Source organism: Thiorhodovibrio frisius, from assembly GCF_033954835.1.
Classification (GTDB): Bacteria; Pseudomonadota; Gammaproteobacteria; order Chromatiales; family Chromatiaceae; genus Thiorhodovibrio; species Thiorhodovibrio frisius.
On record NZ_CP121471.1, the window covers coordinates 1,124,172 to 1,145,065 of the forward strand.

At 60.8% G+C, this 20,894-nt stretch carries 22 protein-coding genes and 1 pseudogene; 10 read left to right on the forward strand and 13 right to left on the reverse strand.

All coding sequences use genetic code 11. From position 1 onward, the window contains the following. Nucleotides 1-24: 24 nt before the first annotated feature. Complete coding sequence (locus tag Thiofri_RS05400; protein WP_040857498.1) at nt 25-210, reverse strand: hypothetical protein; 186 nt, start codon at nt 208-210, stop codon at nt 25-27. Between the two features lie 68 nt (nt 211-278). Between Thiofri_RS05400 and Thiofri_RS05405 the strand changes: the two genes are divergently transcribed. From Thiofri_RS05405 to Thiofri_RS05415, 3 genes are read left to right on the forward strand one after another with little or no spacing between them, the layout of a single operon-like run. Beyond that, nucleotides 279-422 (forward strand): hypothetical protein, encoded by a 144-nt coding sequence (locus Thiofri_RS05405; protein WP_009150695.1) that lies wholly within the window; start codon nt 279-281, stop codon nt 420-422. A 52-nt stretch (nt 423-474) separates the two neighbouring features. Continuing rightward, nucleotides 475-744 (forward strand): DUF4160 domain-containing protein, encoded by a 270-nt coding sequence (locus tag Thiofri_RS05410; RefSeq protein WP_009150696.1) that lies wholly within the window; start codon nt 475-477, stop codon nt 742-744. A gap of 4 nt (nt 745-748) precedes the next feature. Then, nucleotides 749-1,006 (forward strand): DUF2442 domain-containing protein, encoded by a 258-nt coding sequence (locus tag Thiofri_RS05415; protein ID WP_009150697.1) that lies wholly within the window; start codon nt 749-751, stop codon nt 1,004-1,006. 28 nt (nt 1,007-1,034) lie between these two features. Here the strand turns inward: Thiofri_RS05415 and Thiofri_RS05420 are convergent, their stop codons facing one another. Next, nucleotides 1,035-1,301, reverse strand: coding sequence for an AMP-binding protein (locus tag Thiofri_RS05420; RefSeq protein WP_040857501.1), 267 nt, complete (start codon nt 1,299-1,301; stop codon nt 1,035-1,037). 87 nt (nt 1,302-1,388) lie between these two features. Between Thiofri_RS05420 and Thiofri_RS05425 the strand changes: the two genes are divergently transcribed. From Thiofri_RS05425 to Thiofri_RS05440, 4 genes are all read left to right on the forward strand, one after another. Further along, nucleotides 1,389-2,033, forward strand: coding sequence for a hypothetical protein (locus tag Thiofri_RS05425; protein WP_040857503.1), 645 nt, complete (start codon nt 1,389-1,391; stop codon nt 2,031-2,033). Nucleotides 2,034-2,056: 23 nt separating this feature from the next. Next, the gene (locus Thiofri_RS05430; protein WP_009150699.1) at nt 2,057-2,311 is read left to right on the forward strand and encodes a hypothetical protein; all 255 of its coding nucleotides are present in this window, start codon (nt 2,057-2,059) and stop codon (nt 2,309-2,311) included. Between the two features lie 242 nt (nt 2,312-2,553). After that, nucleotides 2,554-3,921, forward strand: coding sequence for a lipid IV(A) 3-deoxy-D-manno-octulosonic acid transferase (gene waaA / locus Thiofri_RS05435; RefSeq protein ID WP_009150700.1), 1,368 nt, complete (start codon nt 2,554-2,556; stop codon nt 3,919-3,921). Nucleotides 3,922-3,987: 66 nt separating this feature from the next. Next, complete coding sequence (locus Thiofri_RS05440) at nt 3,988-5,478, forward strand: ArnT family glycosyltransferase (protein WP_009150701.1); 1,491 nt, start codon at nt 3,988-3,990, stop codon at nt 5,476-5,478. A gap of 114 nt (nt 5,479-5,592) precedes the next feature. On the opposite strand, the gene Thiofri_RS05445 is transcribed toward Thiofri_RS05440, so the two are convergent. From Thiofri_RS05445 to rplU, 7 genes and pseudogenes are all read right to left on the reverse strand, one after another. Then, nucleotides 5,593-6,171 (reverse strand): isochorismatase family protein, encoded by a 579-nt coding sequence (locus Thiofri_RS05445; protein WP_009150702.1) that lies wholly within the window; start codon nt 6,169-6,171, stop codon nt 5,593-5,595. 66 nt (nt 6,172-6,237) lie between these two features. Next, the gene (locus Thiofri_RS05450) at nt 6,238-6,558 is read right to left on the reverse strand and encodes a rhodanese-like domain-containing protein (protein WP_009150703.1); all 321 of its coding nucleotides are present in this window, start codon (nt 6,556-6,558) and stop codon (nt 6,238-6,240) included. Between the two features lie 26 nt (nt 6,559-6,584). Continuing rightward, nucleotides 6,585-7,271, reverse strand: a complete 687-nt coding sequence (locus tag Thiofri_RS05455) for a protein-L-isoaspartate O-methyltransferase family protein (protein ID WP_009150704.1) — start codon at nt 7,269-7,271, stop codon at nt 6,585-6,587. Nucleotides 7,272-7,440: 169 nt separating this feature from the next. Then, entirely contained in the window at nt 7,441-8,583 is a 1,143-nt protein-coding gene (gene proB, locus Thiofri_RS05460) for a glutamate 5-kinase (protein ID WP_009150705.1), read from the reverse strand. 148 nt (nt 8,584-8,731) lie between these two features. After that, a complete protein-coding gene (gene cgtA / locus Thiofri_RS05465) occupies nt 8,732-9,811 on the reverse strand; it encodes an Obg family GTPase CgtA (protein ID WP_009150706.1) in 1,080 nt (359 codons plus the stop codon). 50 nt (nt 9,812-9,861) lie between these two features. Next, on the reverse strand, nt 9,862-10,125 hold the full coding sequence (rpmA, locus tag Thiofri_RS05470) for a 50S ribosomal protein L27 (protein ID WP_009150707.1): 264 nt from the start codon (nt 10,123-10,125) through the stop codon (nt 9,862-9,864). Nucleotides 10,126-10,219: 94 nt separating this feature from the next. Beyond that, nucleotides 10,220-10,528 (reverse strand): annotated as a pseudogene (rplU, locus tag Thiofri_RS05475) (50S ribosomal protein L21); the annotation flags it as partial. A gap of 351 nt (nt 10,529-10,879) precedes the next feature. Between rplU and Thiofri_RS05480 the strand changes: the two are divergent. Then, nucleotides 10,880-12,754, forward strand: a complete 1,875-nt coding sequence (locus Thiofri_RS05480) for a polysaccharide biosynthesis protein (protein WP_223296817.1) — start codon at nt 10,880-10,882, stop codon at nt 12,752-12,754. A 205-nt stretch (nt 12,755-12,959) separates the two neighbouring features. Here the strand turns inward: Thiofri_RS05480 and Thiofri_RS05485 are convergent, their stop codons facing one another. From Thiofri_RS05485 to bchF, 4 genes are read right to left on the reverse strand one after another with little or no spacing between them, the layout of a single operon-like run. Continuing rightward, nucleotides 12,960-14,399: a BCD family MFS transporter gene (locus tag Thiofri_RS05485; RefSeq protein ID WP_009150710.1), complete on the reverse strand. Its 1,440-nt coding sequence runs from the start codon at nt 14,397-14,399 to the stop codon at nt 12,960-12,962. A gap of 43 nt (nt 14,400-14,442) precedes the next feature. After that, complete coding sequence (bchB, locus tag Thiofri_RS05490; RefSeq protein ID WP_009150711.1) at nt 14,443-16,047, reverse strand: ferredoxin:protochlorophyllide reductase (ATP-dependent) subunit B; 1,605 nt, start codon at nt 16,045-16,047, stop codon at nt 14,443-14,445. A 13-nt stretch (nt 16,048-16,060) separates the two neighbouring features. Beyond that, nucleotides 16,061-17,356, reverse strand: coding sequence for a ferredoxin:protochlorophyllide reductase (ATP-dependent) subunit N (locus tag Thiofri_RS05495; protein ID WP_009150712.1), 1,296 nt, complete (start codon nt 17,354-17,356; stop codon nt 16,061-16,063). After that, nucleotides 17,353-17,844: a 2-vinyl bacteriochlorophyllide hydratase gene (gene bchF, locus Thiofri_RS05500; RefSeq protein ID WP_009150713.1), complete on the reverse strand. Its 492-nt coding sequence runs from the start codon at nt 17,842-17,844 to the stop codon at nt 17,353-17,355. The genes Thiofri_RS05495 and bchF overlap by 4 nt, the downstream gene beginning before the upstream one ends. 657 nt (nt 17,845-18,501) lie before the next feature. On the opposite strand from bchF, the gene ppsR reads away from it, so the two are divergent. Further along, the gene (gene ppsR, locus Thiofri_RS05505) at nt 18,502-19,938 is read left to right on the forward strand and encodes a transcriptional regulator PpsR (protein WP_143742002.1); all 1,437 of its coding nucleotides are present in this window, start codon (nt 18,502-18,504) and stop codon (nt 19,936-19,938) included. A gap of 16 nt (nt 19,939-19,954) precedes the next feature. Then, nucleotides 19,955-20,878, forward strand: coding sequence for a chlorophyll synthase ChlG (gene chlG, locus Thiofri_RS05510; protein WP_009150715.1), 924 nt, complete (start codon nt 19,955-19,957; stop codon nt 20,876-20,878). Nucleotides 20,879-20,894: the final 16 nt, after the last annotated feature.

The window sequence follows — 20,894 nt, forward strand, 5'->3', positions numbered from 1 at the left end:
GGCGCAGCCTGCGCGCGCCGGCGCTCAGCTGTTGCGTGACTTCATGCGCGACTTGCGAAACCAGCTATCGGCAGTGAAGGCGGCAGCTGTGTCGCCTGGCTCGCCGCCGACGTAGCCGGAGAACAGATGCTGGCGGGAATAAACCTGTAGATGGCCTTCCTCGCCTTCGCAAAGCAGCTGGTTTTGCGCATCGCCCGAATTCCGGGACATATACTTAAATCCCACCAGCCAGCGCCCAACCCTCCCACTCCCGCCACCGAATCGGCTAAACTCCGCTCATGACAGCCGACGCCCAAGCCGCTGACACCAGCGACAAACCCGACTACAACAGACCCTGGAAAGAAGCCCTGGAGCGATTCTTTCCAGAGTTTCTCGACAAAGAACTCCAACAGCTCGGTGGCAAAGGAAAGAGGTCAGGTTAGAATTATTTTTGCGCTTCATACATAGCATTTAGTATTTCTGGTAATTTTCATCATGCCAACAATCAGCATGTTTTATGGTATTTTAGTTGCCATGTATGCGCTTGATACAGAGAAGCATCATCTTCCCCACATTCACATTCGTTATAACGAATACAAAGCTGTGCTGAAAATACCTGATGGCGAAGTGCTTGAAGGAGATTTTCCAATACGCCAGATGAAGCTGGTTCAAGCTTGGATTGAACTACACCAAGACGAGCTGATGGCCGATTGGTATTTAGCAAGTTCTGGACAAACGCCTTTCAAGATCGATCCATTGCGGTAAAAAAATGCTAACTCCCGATGTCATTAAAGTTGTCGCCACTCCAGATTTTTGGATTGAGGCAGAATTTGAGACAGGTGAAACACGCCGATTTGACATGCGGCCTTACCTTGATTTTCCGGCTTATGCAGAGCTGAAAGAGTCTGGAGTGTTCATGCGGGCGCATGTAGAGAATGGCACGGTCGCATGGCGTGAAGACATTGATTTATCCCCTGATACACTTTACCTGCGGGGTGAGAAATCAAAGATGTTGGACTCAATTTAATGGCATTGATCATGAAACACTCCCAACTTTAATCCGCTTGCGCCAACGTACCCGAGATGCTATCCATGACAGTGTGGCCGGTGATGGTGATCTCGCCGTTGTTCATCACGCCCAGATCGCCGGTGCGAAACCAGCCATCGGCAGAGAGGGCGGCAGTTTTGTCTTCTGGCTCGCCGCCGACGTAGCCGGAGAACAGATGCTGGCGGGAATAATCCTGTAGATGGCCTTCCTCGCCTTCGCACAGCAGCTGCTTTTGCGCATCGGCCACTCCGATGTGCCAGCCCGCAGTGCTCATGGGTTCACGTCTCGGGCGCATTTTCGCGTGATACTTGGTGCAGTGAGTGACTGTGCCGACAGACGCGCAATCCGCTACACTTTCCTCATGGTGAACGAAGTCCCGGACAACCCTGACAAAGAGCCGCAGCGCCAATGGCACCGAGCGTTCGGCATTGCGCTGGTTGATGTGTTTGCGGGTGCTCCCTGGCGGGTGGAACTCGAACAAGAACTGGCCCTGACCAGCCAGGAACTCGACGTGGCAATCATCGAAGCAGCCGAAGAGGGCCGCAAGGCGTACCTGCCAGACCCGCTGCCCGATGGGCTGGAGAATCTGTGTGCCATCAACCTGCTCAGCTACAAATCCCGCCACGAGGCGCTGGATGTCTGGTCGCTGGACGAGCTGATTGGCTACTACGTCATTTACCGCAAGGTTAAACTGAATCCCGATAACGCGCGCCACCCGCTCGACGCCTTTGGCCTGTACGCCGTCGCCACCCGTTTTCCCCGCGCGCTGTCCCAAGCCGACCGCCTGGAACCCACCGCTTGGCAAGGGGTCTACGATCTCCCCTGGGGTGGTCATCGCGTGCGCATGATCGTCCTGAACCAAATTGCCAAACACCCGCGCAACGCTCCCTGGGAACTGTTTTCCAGCCAGCAGGATCGGATGCGCCAGGGGCTCGAGCGCTACCGCGCCCGCCCCCGCGAGCGCAATGAGCGCGGTTACTGGAAACTGCTCGAACGCTTCACCTGATTTACCAACGCGAGGCACCCGACATGGCCTACACCCTGGAAGACTTCGTGCGCGAAACCGATGAGATGGTGCTAGAGAACGCGCTCAAACGCGATCCGGAAGCCATCCTCAGACGCTTTGATCCTGAGCAACGGCTCAAGGGGCTTGATCCTGAGGCGCGGCTGAAGGGGCTCGATCCCGAAGCGCGCTTGAAGGGGCTGGGTCCCGATGAGGTGCTGGGGCGGTTTGATCCCGATCTGATCGAAGCCTGGCTGAACAAACAACGCAGGGATCACTGAACCGGAGCTATAAGGGGTCACATAGGGTCGGCCCCGCGATGTAAGATTGCGCGCGAAGTTTGTGCCTCGGGGCTTTTCGCTTTGCGCAGAGTCCGGCCAGTAGCTGTGTCTACTGGCACTTAATCGGCTAGACTCGCCTCATTACCATCGACACACCTAATGCCCCAGTCGAGTCGCCCAAGGGCGACTACGACAGCCCCCGGAAAGAAGCCCTGGAACGATTCTTCCCGGAGTTTCTCGCGTTGCTGTTTCTGGTTGTTTATGCGCAGGTCGAATGGGGTGTGCCGCCGGTGTTTCTCGATAAAGAACGCCCAATGATAAGACGCCGATTGTATTCAACCCTGCTCTACTTGCTACTGCCAGCGCTGCTCCTGCGGCTGCTGTGGCGCAGCCTGCGCGCGCCGGCTTATCGCGAGCGCTGGCGCGAGCGTCTGGGGTTTTACAACCAGCCATCCGGGCCTGCCACCATCTGGGTGCATGCTGTGTCAGTGGGTGAGGTGCAGGCCGCGCAGCCCATGATTCGCCATCTGCTGCTGCGCGACCCGGCTGCCCGGATACTGGTCACCACCACCACGCCAACAGGCGCGCGCCGGCTTGGCGAACTCTTTGGCGATCGTGTTGCTCATCTTTATTGCCCCTTTGATCTCACACCCGTTGTGCGGCGTTTTCTTGCGCGGGTGTCGCCGCGCCTGGCCATTGTGATGGAGACCGAAATTTGGCCCAACCTGCTGGCTGAATGCGAGCGACGCGGGATACCGGTACTGCTGGTGAATGCCAGGCTGTCACAGCGTTCGGCGAGCGGCTACAAGCGGGCCCAGCCTTTGGCGGGCGAGAGCATGCGGCGTCTAACGCTCATTGCCGCGCAAACTCAGGCCGATGCCGAGCGCTTTATCGGCCTTGGCGTGCCTGCAGAGCGAGTAGCTGTGACCGGAAGCATCAAGTTCGACCTGCAATTGCCCGCCAGCCTGACGGATCAAGCCGAGGTCATGCGTCGCTGTTGGGGTAGCAATCGCCCGGTTTGGGTCGCTGCCAGCACCCACGAGGGCGAGGAAGACCTGCTTTTGCAAGCCCATGCCCGACTGCGAGAGCGCCTACCGGCGGCTTTGTTGGTGCTGGTGCCGCGCCATCCGGACCGATTTGATCGGGTAGCGGCGTTGGCGCAGCGGCGTGGCTTTCGTCTCGCGCGTCGCAGCGCAGGTCAGGCTTGCTGTGATCAGGCTAGCCTGTATCTTGGCGATACCATGGGCGAGCTGGTGAGCTTTATCGCGGCGGCCGATGCCGCCTTTGTCGGCGGCAGTCTGGTGCCGACTGGGGGGCATAACCTGCTTGAGGCGGCAGCCGTTGGGGTGCCTGTGATTGTTGGTCCCCATGTGTTCAATTTTCTGGAAGTCACCCGTGTGCTCATCGAGCATCAGGCAGCGGTCCAGGTGCGCTCAGTCGATGAACTAACCGACCGCTTGCATCTGTGGTTAACCGATGCCGCCGAGCGCGCGCGCATCGGCGAGAATGGTCGCCAGGCCGTTGCCGCCAACCGGGGGGCACTGAAGCGTCTGCTCGGGTTGATCGATCCCTATCTGGACGGGCTGTCCGCAGCCGCTCCCACGACTTGAACAAGGGCCAAACCGGGTGGCAGGGCCGGAATGGACCGGTCTGAGCAACGATGGGATACTGCGCCAATGCAGGACAATCACCGACACTGGCCCCTTCTTCTTCTGTTGGGACTGGGTATTTATTTCGCCCTTCATGTGGTCATCCGTGCCACTGGGACCGCTGTACTGGAACTGGACGAAGCCGAACAGGTGATCGTCACCCAGTGGTGGCTGGCTGGGTATTCAGGGCAGCCGCCACTCTACGACTGGTTGCAGGGCGCAGTGTTCCGTGTGTTTGGGGTGAACCTGTGGTCGCTGAGCATCCTTAAGAACTCCCTGCTGTTTCTGACTTGGGTTTTCGTGTTTCTTGCCGCCCGATGCCTGCTGGGGGATTTGAGGCTTGCGGTGCTGGCAACCTTGTCCCTGTTTCTAATTCCCCAGGTAGCTTGGGAGTCCCAGCGGGACCTGAGTCACTCGGTGATAGTGACCACGGTGGCGGCTGCGTCCTTTTATATGATGCTACGCTGGCTGGATCGGCCTCATGTATGGAATTATCTGCTAATTGGCCTGTTGCTTGGGCTTGGGGTGTTGTCCAAGTACAACTTTTTGATCTTTGCTGCCGCTGCTGGAATGGCTCTGCTGAGTTTTCCACGGGGGCGAGCGGTGTTGCTGCATCCAAACATCCTGTGGAGTGCCTTGGTGGCAGTGCTGGTGATGCTGCCCCATGGGTTGTGGCTGTGGCAAAACCGAGACCTGGGAACGCGATCCCTGGATAAGTTAGATGTCGGTGTTGGCTTCTGGCCATGGTCCGGAATGGGCTCTTCACTGGTGGCGGTGCTGGCATTTTTGGCGCCACTGCTGCTGGTGCTGGGGGTGGTCTTCAAGCGAGACTTCGCGCGCGCTTTGGTGAAACGCCGTGGTGGCCCAACGCCCTTTCCCATCCATCATTACTTTTGGGCCGTGCTGGGACTTTTGGTACTAATGGCCCTGTTTGGGGTGTCCCACTTCAAAGACCGCTGGCTGCTCCCTTTGCTGCTGGTCTTTCCGCTTTTCATTTTCGCCATGATGGGTGCGGCCGCCTTGACAGAGGCTCGGGTAAAGGCATTCGTATCGGTTTGCCTGATGATGCCCCTGATCGTGCTGGTGGCGATGGCGTGGCGGGTTCAAAAATGGCCGTTAGTACAAGACTGGCATCGGTATGAGGATCCCTTCAATGAAAAGGTCACCCAAGCGCGGGCATTGGGGTTTCGGCGGGGTTTAATCCTGGGGGATCGGGCAGTGACGGCGGGCAATCTGCGTTTTCGCCTGCCGCTCAGTCAGGCGATGACTCCGGGATTCAATCCCGAGGGAGTGCAATGCTCTGATAGAGACGATCTCCTGGTCGCCTGGAATGCGGAGCGCTATCAGCGAATCCCCAAACGGCTCAAGGCGTTGCTGGAAGCCGAGTTGGGCCTGTCGGTCGAGGATGTTGAAGCCCGATGGCAGAAATCCATAGCGGGGGGAGGCTCCCAGATGGGCGTGCTCGTGCTACCGGATGCGCTGGCCGAGAATTGCCGTATTATCCCGATACCGAATTGACGATCCGGGAGCGTTTCGCTATCCGCCCACCTCGAACTGGCCGCTGGAGGCTTTACTGCGGTTGATCTTTTCCTGGCTGGCTCCAGCCGGGCGGTCTGTCCCAGGATAAGCCCGCTACTTGAACAACTGCCAAACCGGGCGGAAGCGCTCGTGGTTGGAGTCGCCCAGCCACTCGAAGGCGACGGATTCAGCGTTGGTGACGTGAATGCCGCAGTGGCGCATGCGCTCTAGCGCGTTATCACGATGATGGGCGTGGCGTGAGCAGATAGCATCGGCCGCCACGAACACCTGATAGCCCCAGCGTTGCAACCCGGAGGCAGTCTGTACGATGCAGATATGCGCCTCCATGCCAACCAGCACCACCTGCTTGCGCTCCGGCGCGCTGGTTAAGTTGCGCTCAAAACCTGACGCGGTGCAGCATGAGAAACAGGTTTTTTCCGTGGCAACCACCTCAGATGGCAGGTGCTCGCGAATGCCCTGAATGGTTGTTCCCAGCCCGGCCGGATTCTGCTCGGTGGCGATGACCGGGATGTCGAGAATCTTGGCTGCCTGAATCAGGCGGTTGATGTTCTCTTCAACATTGGCACGCAGCTCCTGGTCCATGGCGGCGGCCAATCGCTCCTGGGCGTCAATGATCAACAGCTGCGCGAACTGACTTTGGCACAACGGCATGGCGGCTTGGTGGGTACTCATCACAGACTCCTCGCGGGGCGGCGAAAGCAGGGCAGGGTAGTTGGCTCAAGGTTGATGGCGAATGGCTCAATAGGTCGCCATTTGGGGGTCGACCTGTTTGGCCCAGGCGGCGATGCCGCCTTGCAAGTTAAAAATATTGCGATGGCCCATGCGCTCTAGGTAAAGCGCGACCTGTAAGCTGCGCACCCCATGGTGGCAGATGACAACGGTCTCGCGGTTGGCATCCAGGCCAGCGCGCCGCTCGGGGATCTCGCGCATGGGGAGCAGATGCGAGCCGGGGATCTGGCAGATGGCGGTTTCCCAGGGTTCGCGCACATCGAGCAACAGAGGTGGTTCCTGGTCTGTCGCGAGGCGCTCGCTCAAGTCGGTGGGGCTGATATCCTGCATTTTTCGTCTGGAGCCTGTGCGGACGTCTAGAAGACAAAGGCTTCTGGCTGGGGGGCATTCTCGAGCGCCGGCACACAGGTCTCAAACAGCGACTCCTGCCGATATTGCCCAGGGCCCAGGCGCTGGATGAGCACCGCCTCCATCACGGGTGCCTCGCCCACAAAGGCAAAGAGGCGCCCGCCATCAATCAGCTGTTCACGTAATCGGATCAGCGGCTCCGCCGTGGGTACCGAGCCGGTCACCGCAATGGCAGCAAAGGGTGCGGCATCGTGGCGCTCATCAAAGGGCGCGCCAAAGGCATCCATCGCCCTGATCTCAATGCGCCCAGGTGTGCCCTCGGCAATTAGCCGCTCGCGCGCCTGATCCGCTAACGTGCTGTCGATCTCGACGCTGTGCACCGCCTCACCCAGCTGGGCAAGGCAGGCGGTCAGATAGCCGGTGCCGGTGCCGATTTCATAGACGCGGTCGGTGGACTCAAGCGCTAGCGCTTGCAGCAGGCGCCCGACGATCTTTGGCGGCAGCATGCGCTGCGAGGGTGCCGCGCCGATGGGAATCTCTATATCCGCGTAGGCCAGACCCTGGTAGGCATCTGGCACAAAACGCTCGCGCGGCAGTTCGCCCATGATGCCCAGCACCCTGTCATCCAGTACCTGCCAGGGGCGAACCTGCTGTTCGATCATGTTAAAACGCGCGCGCTCGAAATCCGTGGTCATTGATCGGGCAACCTTGTCAGATTAAAAAAGTCTGGCCTGGCCGTCAGGCGTCTTTGTGCGAGACAGCCGGACGGAGTAAATCGGGGCGAAGTTGATGGGGCTGCGTTCATCGCACCAGTCTCCCGCTGCGGTCGCGTCAAGGCTAAGGTTTTTGTCCGGTGCTGGCAAGTCAGACCATGACCAGATTATCCCGGTGGATGAGTTCCGCATCATCCATAAAGCCGAGAATCGCGGAAAAATTGCTGCTGGGCTGGCCGAGCAGGCGGCGGGTGTCGGTGGCATCATAGTTGACTAGGCCGCGGGCGATTGCCCGACCGGCTGGGTCGACACAGACGACAGGATCGCCGCGGCTGAAGTGGCCTTCTACCGCTTTTACGCCGACCGCGAGCAGGCTGCGACCTTTCTCGCGCAATGCGCGCACGGCGCCATCGTCGAGTAGCAGGCGGCCTTGGGGCTGGAGTTGCCCCGCCAGCCACTGCTTGCGGGCAGCCTGCGGACCTTGCACGGGCATCAGTAGGGTGCCAATGTCCACCCCGGAGTGAATCGCATCAAGCACCCCGGCGCGGCGTCCCGGTGCGATCACGGTCGCGCAGCCAGAGCGCGCGGCCAGGCGCGCGGCGCGGACTTTGGTCAGCATGCCGCCACGGCCAAGGCCAGAACGGCTGCCGCCGGCGGCGGTGTCGAGACGGTGGTCGTCAATGCGCGTCTCGCTAATCAAGCTCGCATCCGGGTTGATGCGTGGATCGGTCTCGAATAGCCCGTCCTGGTCGGTCAGTAAAATCAACAGCTCGGCCTCGATCAGGTTTGCGACCAGCGCCGCCAGAGTGTCGTTGTCGCCAAAGCGCAGCTCGTCAGTGGCGACAGTGTCGTTTTCGTTCACCACTGGGATCACGCCCAGCGATAAGAGCGTCTTGAGCGTGCTGCGGGCGTTTAAATAGCGCGCACGGTTGGCCAGGTCGTCACGAGTGAGCAGAATCTGTGCCGTGTGTAGACCCTGACGGGCAAAGCCGTCCTCGTAAGCGCGGACCAGACCCATCTGTCCGATGGCAGCGGCCGCCTGAAGCTCGTGCAATCTGCGTGGTCGCTGCCGCCAGCCCATGCGCGCCATGCCCTGGGCCACCGCCCCTGAGGACACTAGCACCACCTGGTGACCCTGTTGGCATTGCGCGGAGATTTGCGCGATCCAGGGCGCGAGAATGTCCACCGACAGGCCCTCGCCATCGGCGGTCAGCAGTGCGCTGCCAATCTTGACCACCCAGCGCTTGATGCTTGGAATACGCTCGCGTGCGAAAAGTGGCCCCGGATGCTGCATGGCGTTTCAGTGGATAAAAGGAAGTCGGCAGAAAACAGAAGGCACTGGGTATAAGCCGCCGGGCAGATAGCCGGTTTGGCGGAACATCTTTGACAGCTTGCAGATATGAACCCTTGAGTCTGGCACCTTGAAGATGCTTGCTGTGTCGCTAGCCGAGTGGGTGCCAGGAGTCGTCCGCTTGGTCGCTATCCGGTGCGGGAGTGTCGGCAGGCTCGGGTTGGCGGTGTTCGAGATGTTGCATCAGGGCGGCAGTCAACTCCGCCGTGCCGGCGCCCGTGGCGGCCGAAATGCAGAAGAGCGGACCTAGCCAGTCGAGCGTCTGGCGGAGCTGATCGCGCGCCTCCGCCAGCGCATCATCGTCGAGCAGGTCGATCTTGTTCAACACCAGCCAGCGCTCGCGCCCGCTCAGATCCCGCTCAAAGGCGCCAAGCTCTTGCTCAATGGTGCGCACCTGCTCGACAGGGGACGGGGCATGCGGCAGTGGTGCGATGTCGACCAGATGCAGCAGCAGGCGGGTGCGTTCCAGATGCTTGAGAAAGCGGATACCAAGCCCGGCGCCATCGGATGCTCCAGAAATGAGCCCCGGAATATCGGCCATCACAAAATGCCGCCGCTCGGAGACGCGCACCACGCCGAGATTGGGATACAGGGTGGTGAAAGGATAATCCGCCACCTTGGGCCTTGCGCTTGAGATACGCTGAATCAGGCTCGACTTGCCGGCGTTTGGCAGACCGAGCAGTCCGACGTCGGCGAGCAGGATCAGCTCCAGCATGAGTGCGCGCTTGTCTCCCCGGGTGCCAGGAGTCGACTGGCGGGGGGCGCGATTGGTGCTGGACTTGTAACGGGCATTGCCGATGCCGTGAAAGCCGCCGCGTGCAACCAGCAGTTGCTCGTCAGGCTGCAATACCTCGCCAAGCAACTCGCCGGTTTCTTCATCTCGCACGCGCGTGCCAACGGGCACTGGAATAATGAGATTCTCGCCCGAGCGGCCCGTCATGTTGCGGCCCATGCCGGCGCGACCGCGCTCGGCACGATGTACCCGCTTATGGCGGAAATCGACTAGGGTGTTGAGTCCGCTATCCCCGAGGAGATAGACCGACCCACCATCACCCCCATCGCCGCCGTCTGGCCCACCCTTGGGGATGAACTTCTCGCGCCGAAAGCTCACGCAGCCAGCCCCGCCATCGCCGGCTTCGACCCGAATCATGGCCTCGTCGACAAATTTCATGGCAGGCTGCCCGGCAGCCGGACGTTATAGCGGAATGTAGTGAATGCGCTTCAGCCGGCAACCGGCTGCACGCTGACAAACTTGCGGTTGTTGGGGCCCTTCACGTCAAACTGCACCACACCATCGGCGAGTGCAAAAAGGGTATGGTCGCGTCCAAGGCCGACATTCTCGCCATTGTGAAAGCGCGTGCCGCGCTGCCGCACAATAATAGTGCCGGCGTTAACCGCCTGCCCGCCAAAGCGCTTCACGCCAAGGCGTTTGGATTCTGAATCGCGACCGTTGCGCGAACTACCGCCTGCTTTTTTGTGTGCCATGAGAGTTCTCCAGAAAATCCGTCGGTCAGGCGGCAGCGGCTGCTTCAACCGGCGCGGAAACAGCAGCCGGGCGAGCGCTTGCCGCGCTGCTGGCGCCACCAATGCCGGTAATGCGCACCTCAGTGAAGGACTGACGATGCCCCTGACGCTTAAGATGATGCTTGCGACGACGAAACTTGATGATCTTCACCTTCTTGCCACGCCCATGGCTCAGCACCCGTGCCTGAACCTGCTGCCCGCTCAGAAAAGGTTTGCCGACCTGGACCTGGTCCCCGTCGGCCAGCATCATCACCTCATCGAACGAAATCTCCGCGCCCTCGTCAGCGACGAGCTTCTCAACGCGCAACTTGTCGCCCTCGGCGACCCGATACTGTTTGCCACCGGTGCGAATCACGGCGTACATGGATAACTCCTCAAAAGATGCTGCTTTTGCGATCAAGCCGAACAGTATAGTTACACTGAGGAAATGCGTCAAATCCGGCGTTGTCTCCTTGAGGTCGGTGGTGCAGGCCGCTATCGGCTCAGGGTGCACCAGTTTTTCACCGCAGTATTGCAGTGTTAGTTAACATGAGGTACACACGTTAGGCTAGAAAGATTGACCGCGAAAAGAACGGTTTCTTGCGTGGTCTGCTCTTGCAGCCTTGACCGAAACTGAAAACCGATTTTCGGCAGAAATCAATATGTGCAATCCGCGAACGAAAACAAAAAATGCTATGATCCGGCAGCGTTAAGTAAAAAATATATGATAAATAGATTGCGTAATCCATTCGTTGTATTTTTGTACGACCTGGCAATGGTCCCTCTTGCTTGGCTAGCTGCCTATTGGGTTAGGTTTAACCTTGAGGCAGTACCGGTGTGGTTTTTCGATCAGGCGCTCGTCGCTTTGCCATTACTTATGTTGGTTCAAGGAGGAGTGTTCTGGTTCTTCGGCCTTTATCGCGGGGTATGGCGTTTTGCCTCGATTCCCGATCTTCAGCGGATTGGCAAGGCGGTGCTCGCCGGAGTTATTCTCGGAACTGTCATCCTTTTTATGCTTAACAGGTTGGAGGCAATGCCTCGATCAGTACCGTTGCTTTATTCGGTATTTCTCTTGTTTTTACTCGGTGGATCAAGATTTGCGTATCGTGGTTATAAGGATAGACGCTTGTATGGTCGTGATACGAAGAATGTCTTAATTGTGGGTGCCGGTCGGGCCGGTGAAATTCTGGTTCGAGACCTCCTCCGCCAGCCGGAACTGGGCTTTAGTCCTGTCGCATTTGTTGATGACGACCACTCTAAAGAAGGGAAAGAAATTCACGGGGTTCGGGTTGTTGGCTCAGTGGACAGGGTTCCCTTTTTTGCAAAAAACCATAGTGTTGAGCTGATATTGATCGCGTTGCCGGGCGGATCGAGCCGGCAGGTGCGCCGGGTAGTTGAGGTTTGCGAACGCAGTGGGGTACCGTTTCGCATCTTGCCGCAGACAAGGGACTTGGTGTCTGGCCAGGTTTCGATAAAGGAGCTGCGCGAGGTGGCGATTGAGGACCTTCTTGGTCGAGACCCGATTCGACTCTCCTGGGGGACCGTGACAGAGCATGTCGCACGTAAGTGTGTGCTGGTCAGCGGGGGAGGCGGTTCTATCGGTTCCGAGCTTTGTCGCCAATTGGCCGGGCTTGATCCATCGTCGCTGGTCATTGTCGAAAACGGTGAGCATAACCTCTACAAGGTTGAGCAAGAATTGCGCGGGAGCTTTCCGTGTTTGGCGCTGCATGCTCACCTGGTGGATGTTCGTGACCGGGTTGCGTTGGAATGGGTCTTCGCGCACCATCGCCCGGATTTAGTGTTCCACGCGGCGGCCTATAAGCATGTGCCGATGCTTGAAGGGCAGGTGCGCGAGGCCATACGAAACAATGTCCTTGGTACTGTCACTGCAGCTCAGACAGCTGATCGTTATGGCTGCGGGGCGTTTATTCTGATTTCGACCGACAAGGCGGTCAATCCCACGAATGTAATGGGGGCGAGCAAGCGGATTGCGGAGATTTTCTGCCAGAACTTGAATGCCCGGTCCGCGACTCGGTTCGTGACGGTGCGCTTCGGCAATGTGCTGGGTTCGGCGGGCAGCGTTGTTCCATTGTTTCGAGATCAGATCGCCAAGGGGGGGCCTGTGACAGTGACCCATCCGGAGATTACCCGCTATTTCATGACGATTCCCGAAGCCTGCCAGCTTATTATAGAGGCGGGAGCGGTTGGATGCGGTGGCGAGATTTTCGTTTTGGACATGGGCGACCCGATCAAGATCCATTACTTGGCCGAGCAAATGATCCGTCTGAGCGGCAAAATCCCGGGTGAGGACATAGAGATTCTTTATACAGGCCTGCGTCCTGGTGAAAAGCTGTTCGAAGAGTTGTTCCACGAGCAAGAAAACCTGCGCCCGACTGCTCAAGAGAAACTGCTCTTGGCAGACCCGCGCTATCTGGACTGGGACTGGTTGTGGGACCGTGTGAAAGGGTTGAAAGCGGCCTGCGATGCCTATGAGGAGGATCGACTTCTTTGGCTGGTTCGGGAACTGGTGCCTGAGCTGAATCGGTCCGCGCAGTTGTCGGATAATGTTGTGCCGCTGATCCCGCACCCGAGGTATACCGAAACCCTGTGAGATTTCCGCTCCTTCTGAGCCGGGTGACGGCCACGGGGCGCCGTGCATCCATCCCTATGATTACATCCAGGGAGGTTTCACGGCGGCATCCTTGCCGCATCACCTCGCGTCAGTCACCCGGCCCGAAACCGAAAACAATTTGCGATTGGCATAATCAGCGCCGAAAACAAAGGATCGATTAGGTGCGAGGCAGGGGCAAGTCACCTTAAAGCATCTCGGAGATGCCGAATTTTTTGGGTGCGTCCAGATCGGGTTGGTTCTTTTTGCGCATTAGCGGGAAGACGACTACCAGGGTGGCGAGCAGCAGGATGATCTCCAGGTGGTAGACCACGCCGTAGCTGAATGCCGGGCCGGACATTTCGCCGCCAAACCAGCCTTTGTGGACCATCATGCTGACAAGGTCGCGGATGGCGCCGCCGAGGAAAATGGCTCCACCTTGCGCCGTGGCTTGAACGGCTCCCCAGGCGCCCAGTGCCAGGCCGGTGTGGCCGCCTTGTGCGAGCCCCATGGCGGCTGTGAGGGTGCCTACTGCGAACAGTCCGCCGCCGAAGCCGATGAGTCCTGCTCCGGTGCGGAAGAGCCAGGGCATGCTGAGGAGGCCGGCGACAATGACGGCGACGAAGGCGAAGAGCCCCAGAGCCGCGCCAATGGCGGCCATTCGGTTGGGGTTTCCGCCTTTTGTTAGCAGCCAGCCGGCGAGCGAGAAGGCGATCAGGGTGCCGCCGGCCCAGATGGCGGTCAGCAGGGTGGTCTGGGAGACCGTCAGGCCCAGAACCTCGCCCCCATAGGGTTCGAGCAGAATGTCTTGCATACTGAAGGCCGCGGTGCCGAGTCCGACGACGACCAGCAGGCGCGCGGCATAGCGGTCCTTGATGAAGGCTTTCCAGGTGGCGGAGAACTTGGGCGCGCGCACCGGGTTGGCGGCGCGCTTGCGGTCGATGGCTTCCTGGCGCCAGAGCGCGACGAGATTTAGCGCAACGGTCATAGCGGCGGTGGCCTGAATCACCTGAACCAGCCTCACCTGATCAAAATCTTGCAGAAACAGGCCGTAGAGGATGGCACTCAGCATCATGCCGAGCAGCAGGGTGACATAGAGCAAGGCCACTACCCGCGGGCGGGCCTCCACAGGCGCCAGATCGGTCGCCAACGCCAAGCCGGCGGTCTGGGTGGTGTGCAGGCCCGCGCCAACGAACAGAAAGGCGACGGCCGCAGCGACATAGCCCACGGCAGCCGCATTGTTGCCGGGGTCGGATAGCAGCAATAGCGCGAAGGGCATAAAGGTGAAACCACCGAACTGCAACGCGGTTCCCCACCAGATGTAGGGCACTCGCCGCAGCCCGAAGGCGGATCTGTGATAGTCGGACCTGTGGCCGATCAGTGCCCTCAGCGGTGCAAAGACCAGCGGCAAGGCCACCATCAGAGACACCACCCATACCGGCATGCCGAGCTCCACTACCATGACCCGGTTCAGGGTGCCATTGAGCAACACGATGGCGGCGCCGACCGAAATCTGGAACAGCGACAGGCGCAGCAGGCGTGGCAGTGGCAAGTCATCGGTGGCCGCGTCCGCGAATGGCAGAAAGCGCTGCAGAAGCTCCATGCCGAGCTGTTTGAATTCGTTACGCTGAGTATTATTCGTGGACATGGGAGTATTCAGTGGTCAGTGGTTACAAGAATGAAGTGAGAATTCAGCGCCCGAAGTGCGCCTTGGCTTCATAAAGGGTATCGACGTAAATCACTTTGATGCCACGCTCGCGGGCAAAGTTCTCGGTATTTCGCCTGGCCTTACCACGCACGAAAAACGGGATCTTGCGCAACTCCTTCTCGGCATCAGTCTCCCACCGGACCTCGGATTCGCCGGCGGCGGGTGCGCGGGCTTCAGCCCGCTCATGCTCGGGTACGCCGGCTTCAGCCCCCCCTGTTGCGCTGACTTCAGCCGCCTGGGGCCGTCGCTTTGGCACTTGGCCATCATCAAACTCGATATCCTCGCGGAACATGGTGATCAGGTGCTCTTCGAGCCCCATCATCAGCGGATGGACCCAGGTGTCGAAAATGACATTGGCGCCTTCAAAGCCCATCTGGGGCGCATAGCGGGCGGGAAAGTCCTGCACATGCACGGGGGAGGAGATGACCGCGCAGGGGATGCCCAGTCGCTTGGCGATGTGGCGCTCCATTTGGGTGCCGAGCACCAGCTCGGGGTGCAGTTCCGCCACCTGCGCCTCGACTGCCAGGTAGTCGTCGGTGATCAGCGCCTCGACGCCAATTTCTTCTGCCAGGGCGCGCAGTTCGCGGGCGAATTCGCGGCTGTAGCTGCCAAGGCCGACCACATCAAAGCCCAGCTCCTCGCGCGCGATGCGCACAGCGGCCATCACATGGGTGGCATCGCCGAAAATGAATACGCGTTTGCCGGTGAGATAGGTTGAGTCGACCGAGCGTGAGAACCAGGGCAGCCGGGTGCGGGCCTGCGCCAGGGCCGGTTCGGGATCGGCGCCCGCCAGTCGCGCCACCTCCAGTAGAAAGTCGCGGGTGGCGCCAACGCCGATGGGTACTGTGCGCACCCAGGGCTGTTTGAACATGCGCTCTAGCCAGATGCAGGTGCTATGGGCGATCTCGGGATAAAGGCAGAGGTTGAAATCGGCCTCGGGAATGCGCACGAGATCCGCTGGGGTCGCTCCCGCCGGCGCGACCAGGTGCACATCGACGCCCAGCGTATCGAGCAGTTTGGTCACCTCGGCGACATCATCGCGGCAACGGAAGCCGAGCGCGGTCGGGCCGAGTAAATTGGCGCGTGGCCGGCGGCCTTCGGCCTTGGCGCGACTCGCCGGGTCGCCAGCGCCCTCGGGCACCGGGCGGCCGGACAGGAGTGAGCGCACCAGTTGGTGGAAGGTCTCGCTCGCGCCCCAGGATTCCTTGCGGGTGAAAGCGGGCAGCTCCAGCGGGATGACCGGAATGTCAAAGCCCATGCCGGTGGCCAGGGCGCCGGGCTGATCTTGCAGCAACTCGGCCGTGCAGGCCTCGCCGACCAGCAGTGCCTGGGGCTTGAAGCGCGCGACCGTCTCGGCCAGGCGCGTTTTGACCAGTTGCGCGGTATCGCCGCCAAGGTCGCGCGCCTGAAAGCTGGTGTAGCTGACCGGTGGGCGCGCCGGTGAGCGCGCGATCATGGTAAAGAGTAGATCAGCATAGCTGTCGCCCAGGGGGGCGTGCAGCACCAGATGCACCGCGTCCATGGAGGCGGCGATGCGCATGGCGCCAATGTGCGGCGGGCCTTCGTAAGTCCAGACGGTCAGTTCCATGATGCCTGCTCCATTAAAACCCAAGCCGCTGACGTCGATTGAGCGGCCGGGCGAAGAGCTCGGCCAGGTCGGCGGCCTGATCGAAGCCCTGAATGGGGGTAAAGACCAACTCGATGGCCCATTTCGTGGTCAGCCCTTCGGCTTCGAGCGGATTGGCCAGGCCCAGGCCGCAGACGGTGATGTCCGGGCGCTCCGCGCGCAGGCGCTCAAGCTGGGGCTCGAGATCCTGACCTTCGGTCAGACGGGTATTAGCCGGCAACAGGGCCAGTTCAGGTTCCATCAAACGCCGGTCCAGATAGGGCACGCCAAGTTCGCCAAGCTGCATGCCGCATTCGCGTGCGAGGAAGCGCCCCAGCGGTATCTCGAGCTGGGAGTCGGGCAGAAAGCTAACGCGCTTGCCGCTCAGTTGTTCGCGGTAGCGCGCCAGGGCGGTCTCGGCGCGCGCGGCTGGCGCGGCGATCACCTCGTCGACCAGTTCGGGTGCCACGCCCCAGGCGGCGGCCACCGCGTGCAGCCAGGCGCGGGTGCCCTGGATGCCCAGCGGAAAGGGGGCGGCGATTAGGTGGGCACCGCGCTCGCGCAGAGCGTCTATGGTTTCGCCGACAAAGGGCTGGGCCGCAATCAGGAAGGTGCCGGGGCCGACTGGCGGCAGATCAGCGGCGCGACGCGGCGGCAGGAAGTGTAGCGGCCCAATGCCAAGCTTATCGAACAGCCGTTTGAATTGATCTTCCACTACATCGGCCAGCGAGCCCACCACCAGCAGCGAACGCTCCATGGCGGGCAGCTCTGGCAGGTGCGGCACCAAGGCCTGCAGGCAGGTATCCTCGCCCTGGGTGAAGCTGGTATCCAGACCGCTGCCGCTGTAGGCGAGGATGCGCACTCGCCCGTTGTGTGATTGCTGCAGGCGCGCGGCGGCGGTGTCGAGGTCGAGTTTGATGACCTCCGACGGGCAGGTGGCAACCAGAAACAAGGTGCCGATGTCCGGGCGGCGTGCAAGCAGTTCGCGCACCACCCGGTCGAGTTCGTCGTTGGCGTCGGCCAGACCAGCGAGGTCGCGATCTTGCAGTAGGGCGGTGCCGAAACGCGGCTCGGCAAAGATCATCACCCCGGCAGCGGACTGCATCATGTGCGCGCAGGTGCGCGAACCGACCACCAGAAAAAAGCTGTCCTGCATCTTGCGATGCAGCCAGACAATTCCGGACAGCCCGCAGAAGGCTTGGCGCTCGCCGCGCTCTTGGCGGATCGGAAGCGCGGAACTCGAGCCGGCAGGGTGAGCGGTCGTGGAACTGGACGAGGCGGTCTCCGTCATGCCGCGTTCTCCCCGGCGGTCGCGTTTGCCTGGCTCGACAGCCGCGCCGCGCGCAGCTTGAGCAGAAACTGGGTTGCGTTAACCACATAGGTGGCATAGGCCGCCAGCGCCAGCCACATCTGCCCACGGGTATCCAGCCAGCCGGTCAGCAGTGCCCCCAGATAGGCGGTATGCTGCGCCAGCACCAGCATGCTGAACACATCTTCCCAGAAAAACGACCTGGCAAATAAATACTTGCCGAACACCACCTTCTCCCAGATGGAGCCGGTGATCATGATGGTGTAGAGGATGAGCGTCTTGATCACAATCGACCAGGTGGCGGCTAATTCGCCGCTGCCGGTGGCCAGATAGCGCAGCACCAGCACCAGGCTGACCAGAAATACCAGGAATTGCACCGGCGCCAGGATGCCCTGCACCAGAGTCCAGGGGGACTCATCGCGGCGGCGGCGTTCTTCGGGGGTATAGAGGGGTGGGATGGGCCTAGTCATGGTGTGTGTAAGCGGTGGGCAGTGGGCGATTGCAGCCAGACAACCGACAGCGAAGATCGGCAGAGAAATGGCGAAACAGCCCGCTACTTTACCAGACGAAAAGGCAGCAGGGCATCGCGATCCAAAGCTTGAGTGAAAAAATTAAGCCCCTCCACTGTTCATGTCAACTATACTTAACGTAAACTGGACTTGACATTGATTTTGTCGGGTTTTACTAATCCACGCGAGAATCCCCGCTGTGGTGACCTGTGCCACCATCGGCTCGTGCCGCCTCGGCTGATTTGTTGCCAACTGCCAGCGCGCCCTCACTGGCCTTCGCGCATGGTCGGTCGGGTTTTCAGCCTCGGGTCGCCAGCCGGCAGCCAGGCACGCGACCCCTAGCTCGGACCTGGGCGCCGGATACCGGGCTCGGCTCTCGGCCCGGCTTGAGCGCAAACAGCTCTGGCAGGCGAGGGTGCCGCAGGAGGGTTCAGGGGGGTTCCTCATATCCGTTCTTGCCTCAGCTGCAAACGGCGCGGACCACCATTGACCACCATTGACCATTGGAATAGCTCGATGTCGCAGCAAGAGCGCCATGCGCATCCATCACAAGGCGATCACCCCAACCGGCCTTTTGGGCTGGCAAGGGTTGTGCGTGCCTGACATTCTGGCGGACTGGTGAAATTGTTCGACGCACCGGAATCGGCCCTGGGAGAGTTGGGCACGGATGCTGCGGCAGAGCTGATTGCCGCAGCATCCGACATTGCGCTTATCATCGACGGTGAGGGGCGGATTCTTGATCTTGCCTTCGGCAATGACGAGCTTTCCAACCAGATCGGCGATTGGGTTGGCCTGAACTGGGCGGACACCGTCACCAACGACAGCCGCGCCCGGCTCGAGCAACTGCTCGACAGCGCCCGCGCCGACGAGCAGCCGCCACACTGGGAGCAGATCGAGCACGTGGCACTCAGTGGTGATGAGCTGCCTGTGCGTTATTGCGCTGCCAGCCTGGGTGATCGTCATCGCATCGTTGCGGTTGGTCGCAGCCAGCAGGGCATCGCCGCGCTCCAGCAGCGCTTGGTCGATGCCCAGCAGTCGCTGGAGCGCGACTATTGGCGCCTGCGCCAACTCGAGACCCGCTACCGTCTGCTGTTCCGCTCCATGTCCGAGGCGATTCTGATCGTCGATCCGGTCAACGGCAAGATCGTCGAGGCCAACCCGGCCGCCAGCCTGTTGCTCGCGACTGACTCGCGCAAACTGGTCGGTCGCCCCTTCCCCGAGGGCTTCGACACCAAGAGCACCGAGGCGATCAAGTCCCTGCTCGCCGGAGTGCGCTCGGCCGGGCGCGGCAGCGACGTGCGTGCCCGCTTGCGCGAATCTGAGACAGAATTCCTGGTCTCGGCCGCTCCGGTGCGCCAAGAGAACGCCACCTTGCTGCTGGTGCGCCTGACGCCGGTGGAAACCAACAACAACTCCGGCATGCTTGGCGAACCGCGTTCGCGGCTGTTTAAGATGTTGGAAAACGCCCCCGATGGTGTGGTCATCACCCGTCAGGACGGGCGCATTCTCAGTGCCAACAATGCCTTTTTAGAGCTTGCTCAGCTCTCAACCGAGGAGCAGGCACGCGGCGAGTCGCTTGACCGCTGGCTAGGGCGACCCGGCGTGGACCTGAACGTGCTGATCGCCAACCTGCGTCAGCACGGCGCGGTGCGGTTGTTCGCCACCACCGTGCGCAGCGACTATGGCAGCTCGACTGAGGTCGAGATTTCCGCCGTGGCGGTGCAAAATGCCGATCAGCCCAGTTTTGGCTTTATCATCCGCAATGTCGACCGCCGCGTGTCAGCCAGTTCCGGGGCTGGGCGTGCTCTGCCGCGCTCGGTCGAACAGCTTACCGAACTGGTCGGGCGGGTACCGCTGAAAGAGGTGGTGCGGGAGTCAACCGATATGATCGAGCGCCTGTGCATTGAGGCCGCGCTGGAGCTGACCGGCGACAACCGCGCCTCCGCCGCTGAGTTGCTGGGCTTGAGCCGCCAGAGTTTGTACGTCAAACTCCGCCGTTACGGCCTCAGTGAATCCGGTAGCGAATCCGGCGCCGAGCACGCAACCGAGCACTAACACGATCCCCGAACCAATGTCCGAAGCCAGCAGCCCACCCTCCCAAGCACCAACACAGATCGAACCAACCCGCATCAAACCAGCCGATGTGCTGGAGTTCATGCACCCCATCACCTGGTTCCCGCCGATGTGGGCCTTCACCTGCGGGGTGGTGTCCTCCGGGCAGCCGATTCTCACCAACATGCTGGTGCTGATCGCCGGCGTCATCCTGGCCGGGCCGCTGCTGTGCGCCACCAGCCAGGCTGTGAATGACTGGTTCGATCGTCATGTCGATGCCATCAATGAGCCCGACCGGCCGATTCCCTCCGGGCGCATTCCCGGGCGCTGGGGGCTATATATCGCCATCATCTGGTCGGCCATGTCGCTGCTGTGGTCGCTGTGGCTTGGCCCATGGGTCATAGTCGCGACCTTGCTTGGCATCGCGCTCGCCTGGGCTTACAGCGCCCCGCCGGCGCGACTGAAGCAAAACGGCTGGTGGGGCAATGCGGCCGTCGGTTTTTCTTACGAGGGCCTGGCCTGGGTCACGGGCACCGCCGTGATGCTTGGCGGTATGATGCCGGACTGGCGCAGCCTGACATTGGCCTTTCTCTACAGCATCGGCGCCCATGGCATCATGACGCTGAATGACTTCAAGGCGATTGAAGGCGACAAACAACTCGGTGTGCGCTCCCTGCCGGTGCAGCTGGGGGCGGATCGCGCCGCGCTGCTGGCCTGCATTGTGATGATCGCGCCCCAGTTGATTGTCATCGGCCTGCTGTTTGGCTGGGGTCAGCCCTGGCACGGCTGGGCGGTGACAGCCCTAGTCGCCGGGCAGAGCGCGATGATGCTGCGCTTCCTGCAAGCCCCGATTGAGCGCGCCACCTGGCTCAGCGCCTTCGGCGTCACTCTCTCGGTCAGCGGCATGATGATCAGTGCCTTCGCCGCCCGCGCGTTGGTCTGACACCATGAATGACTGA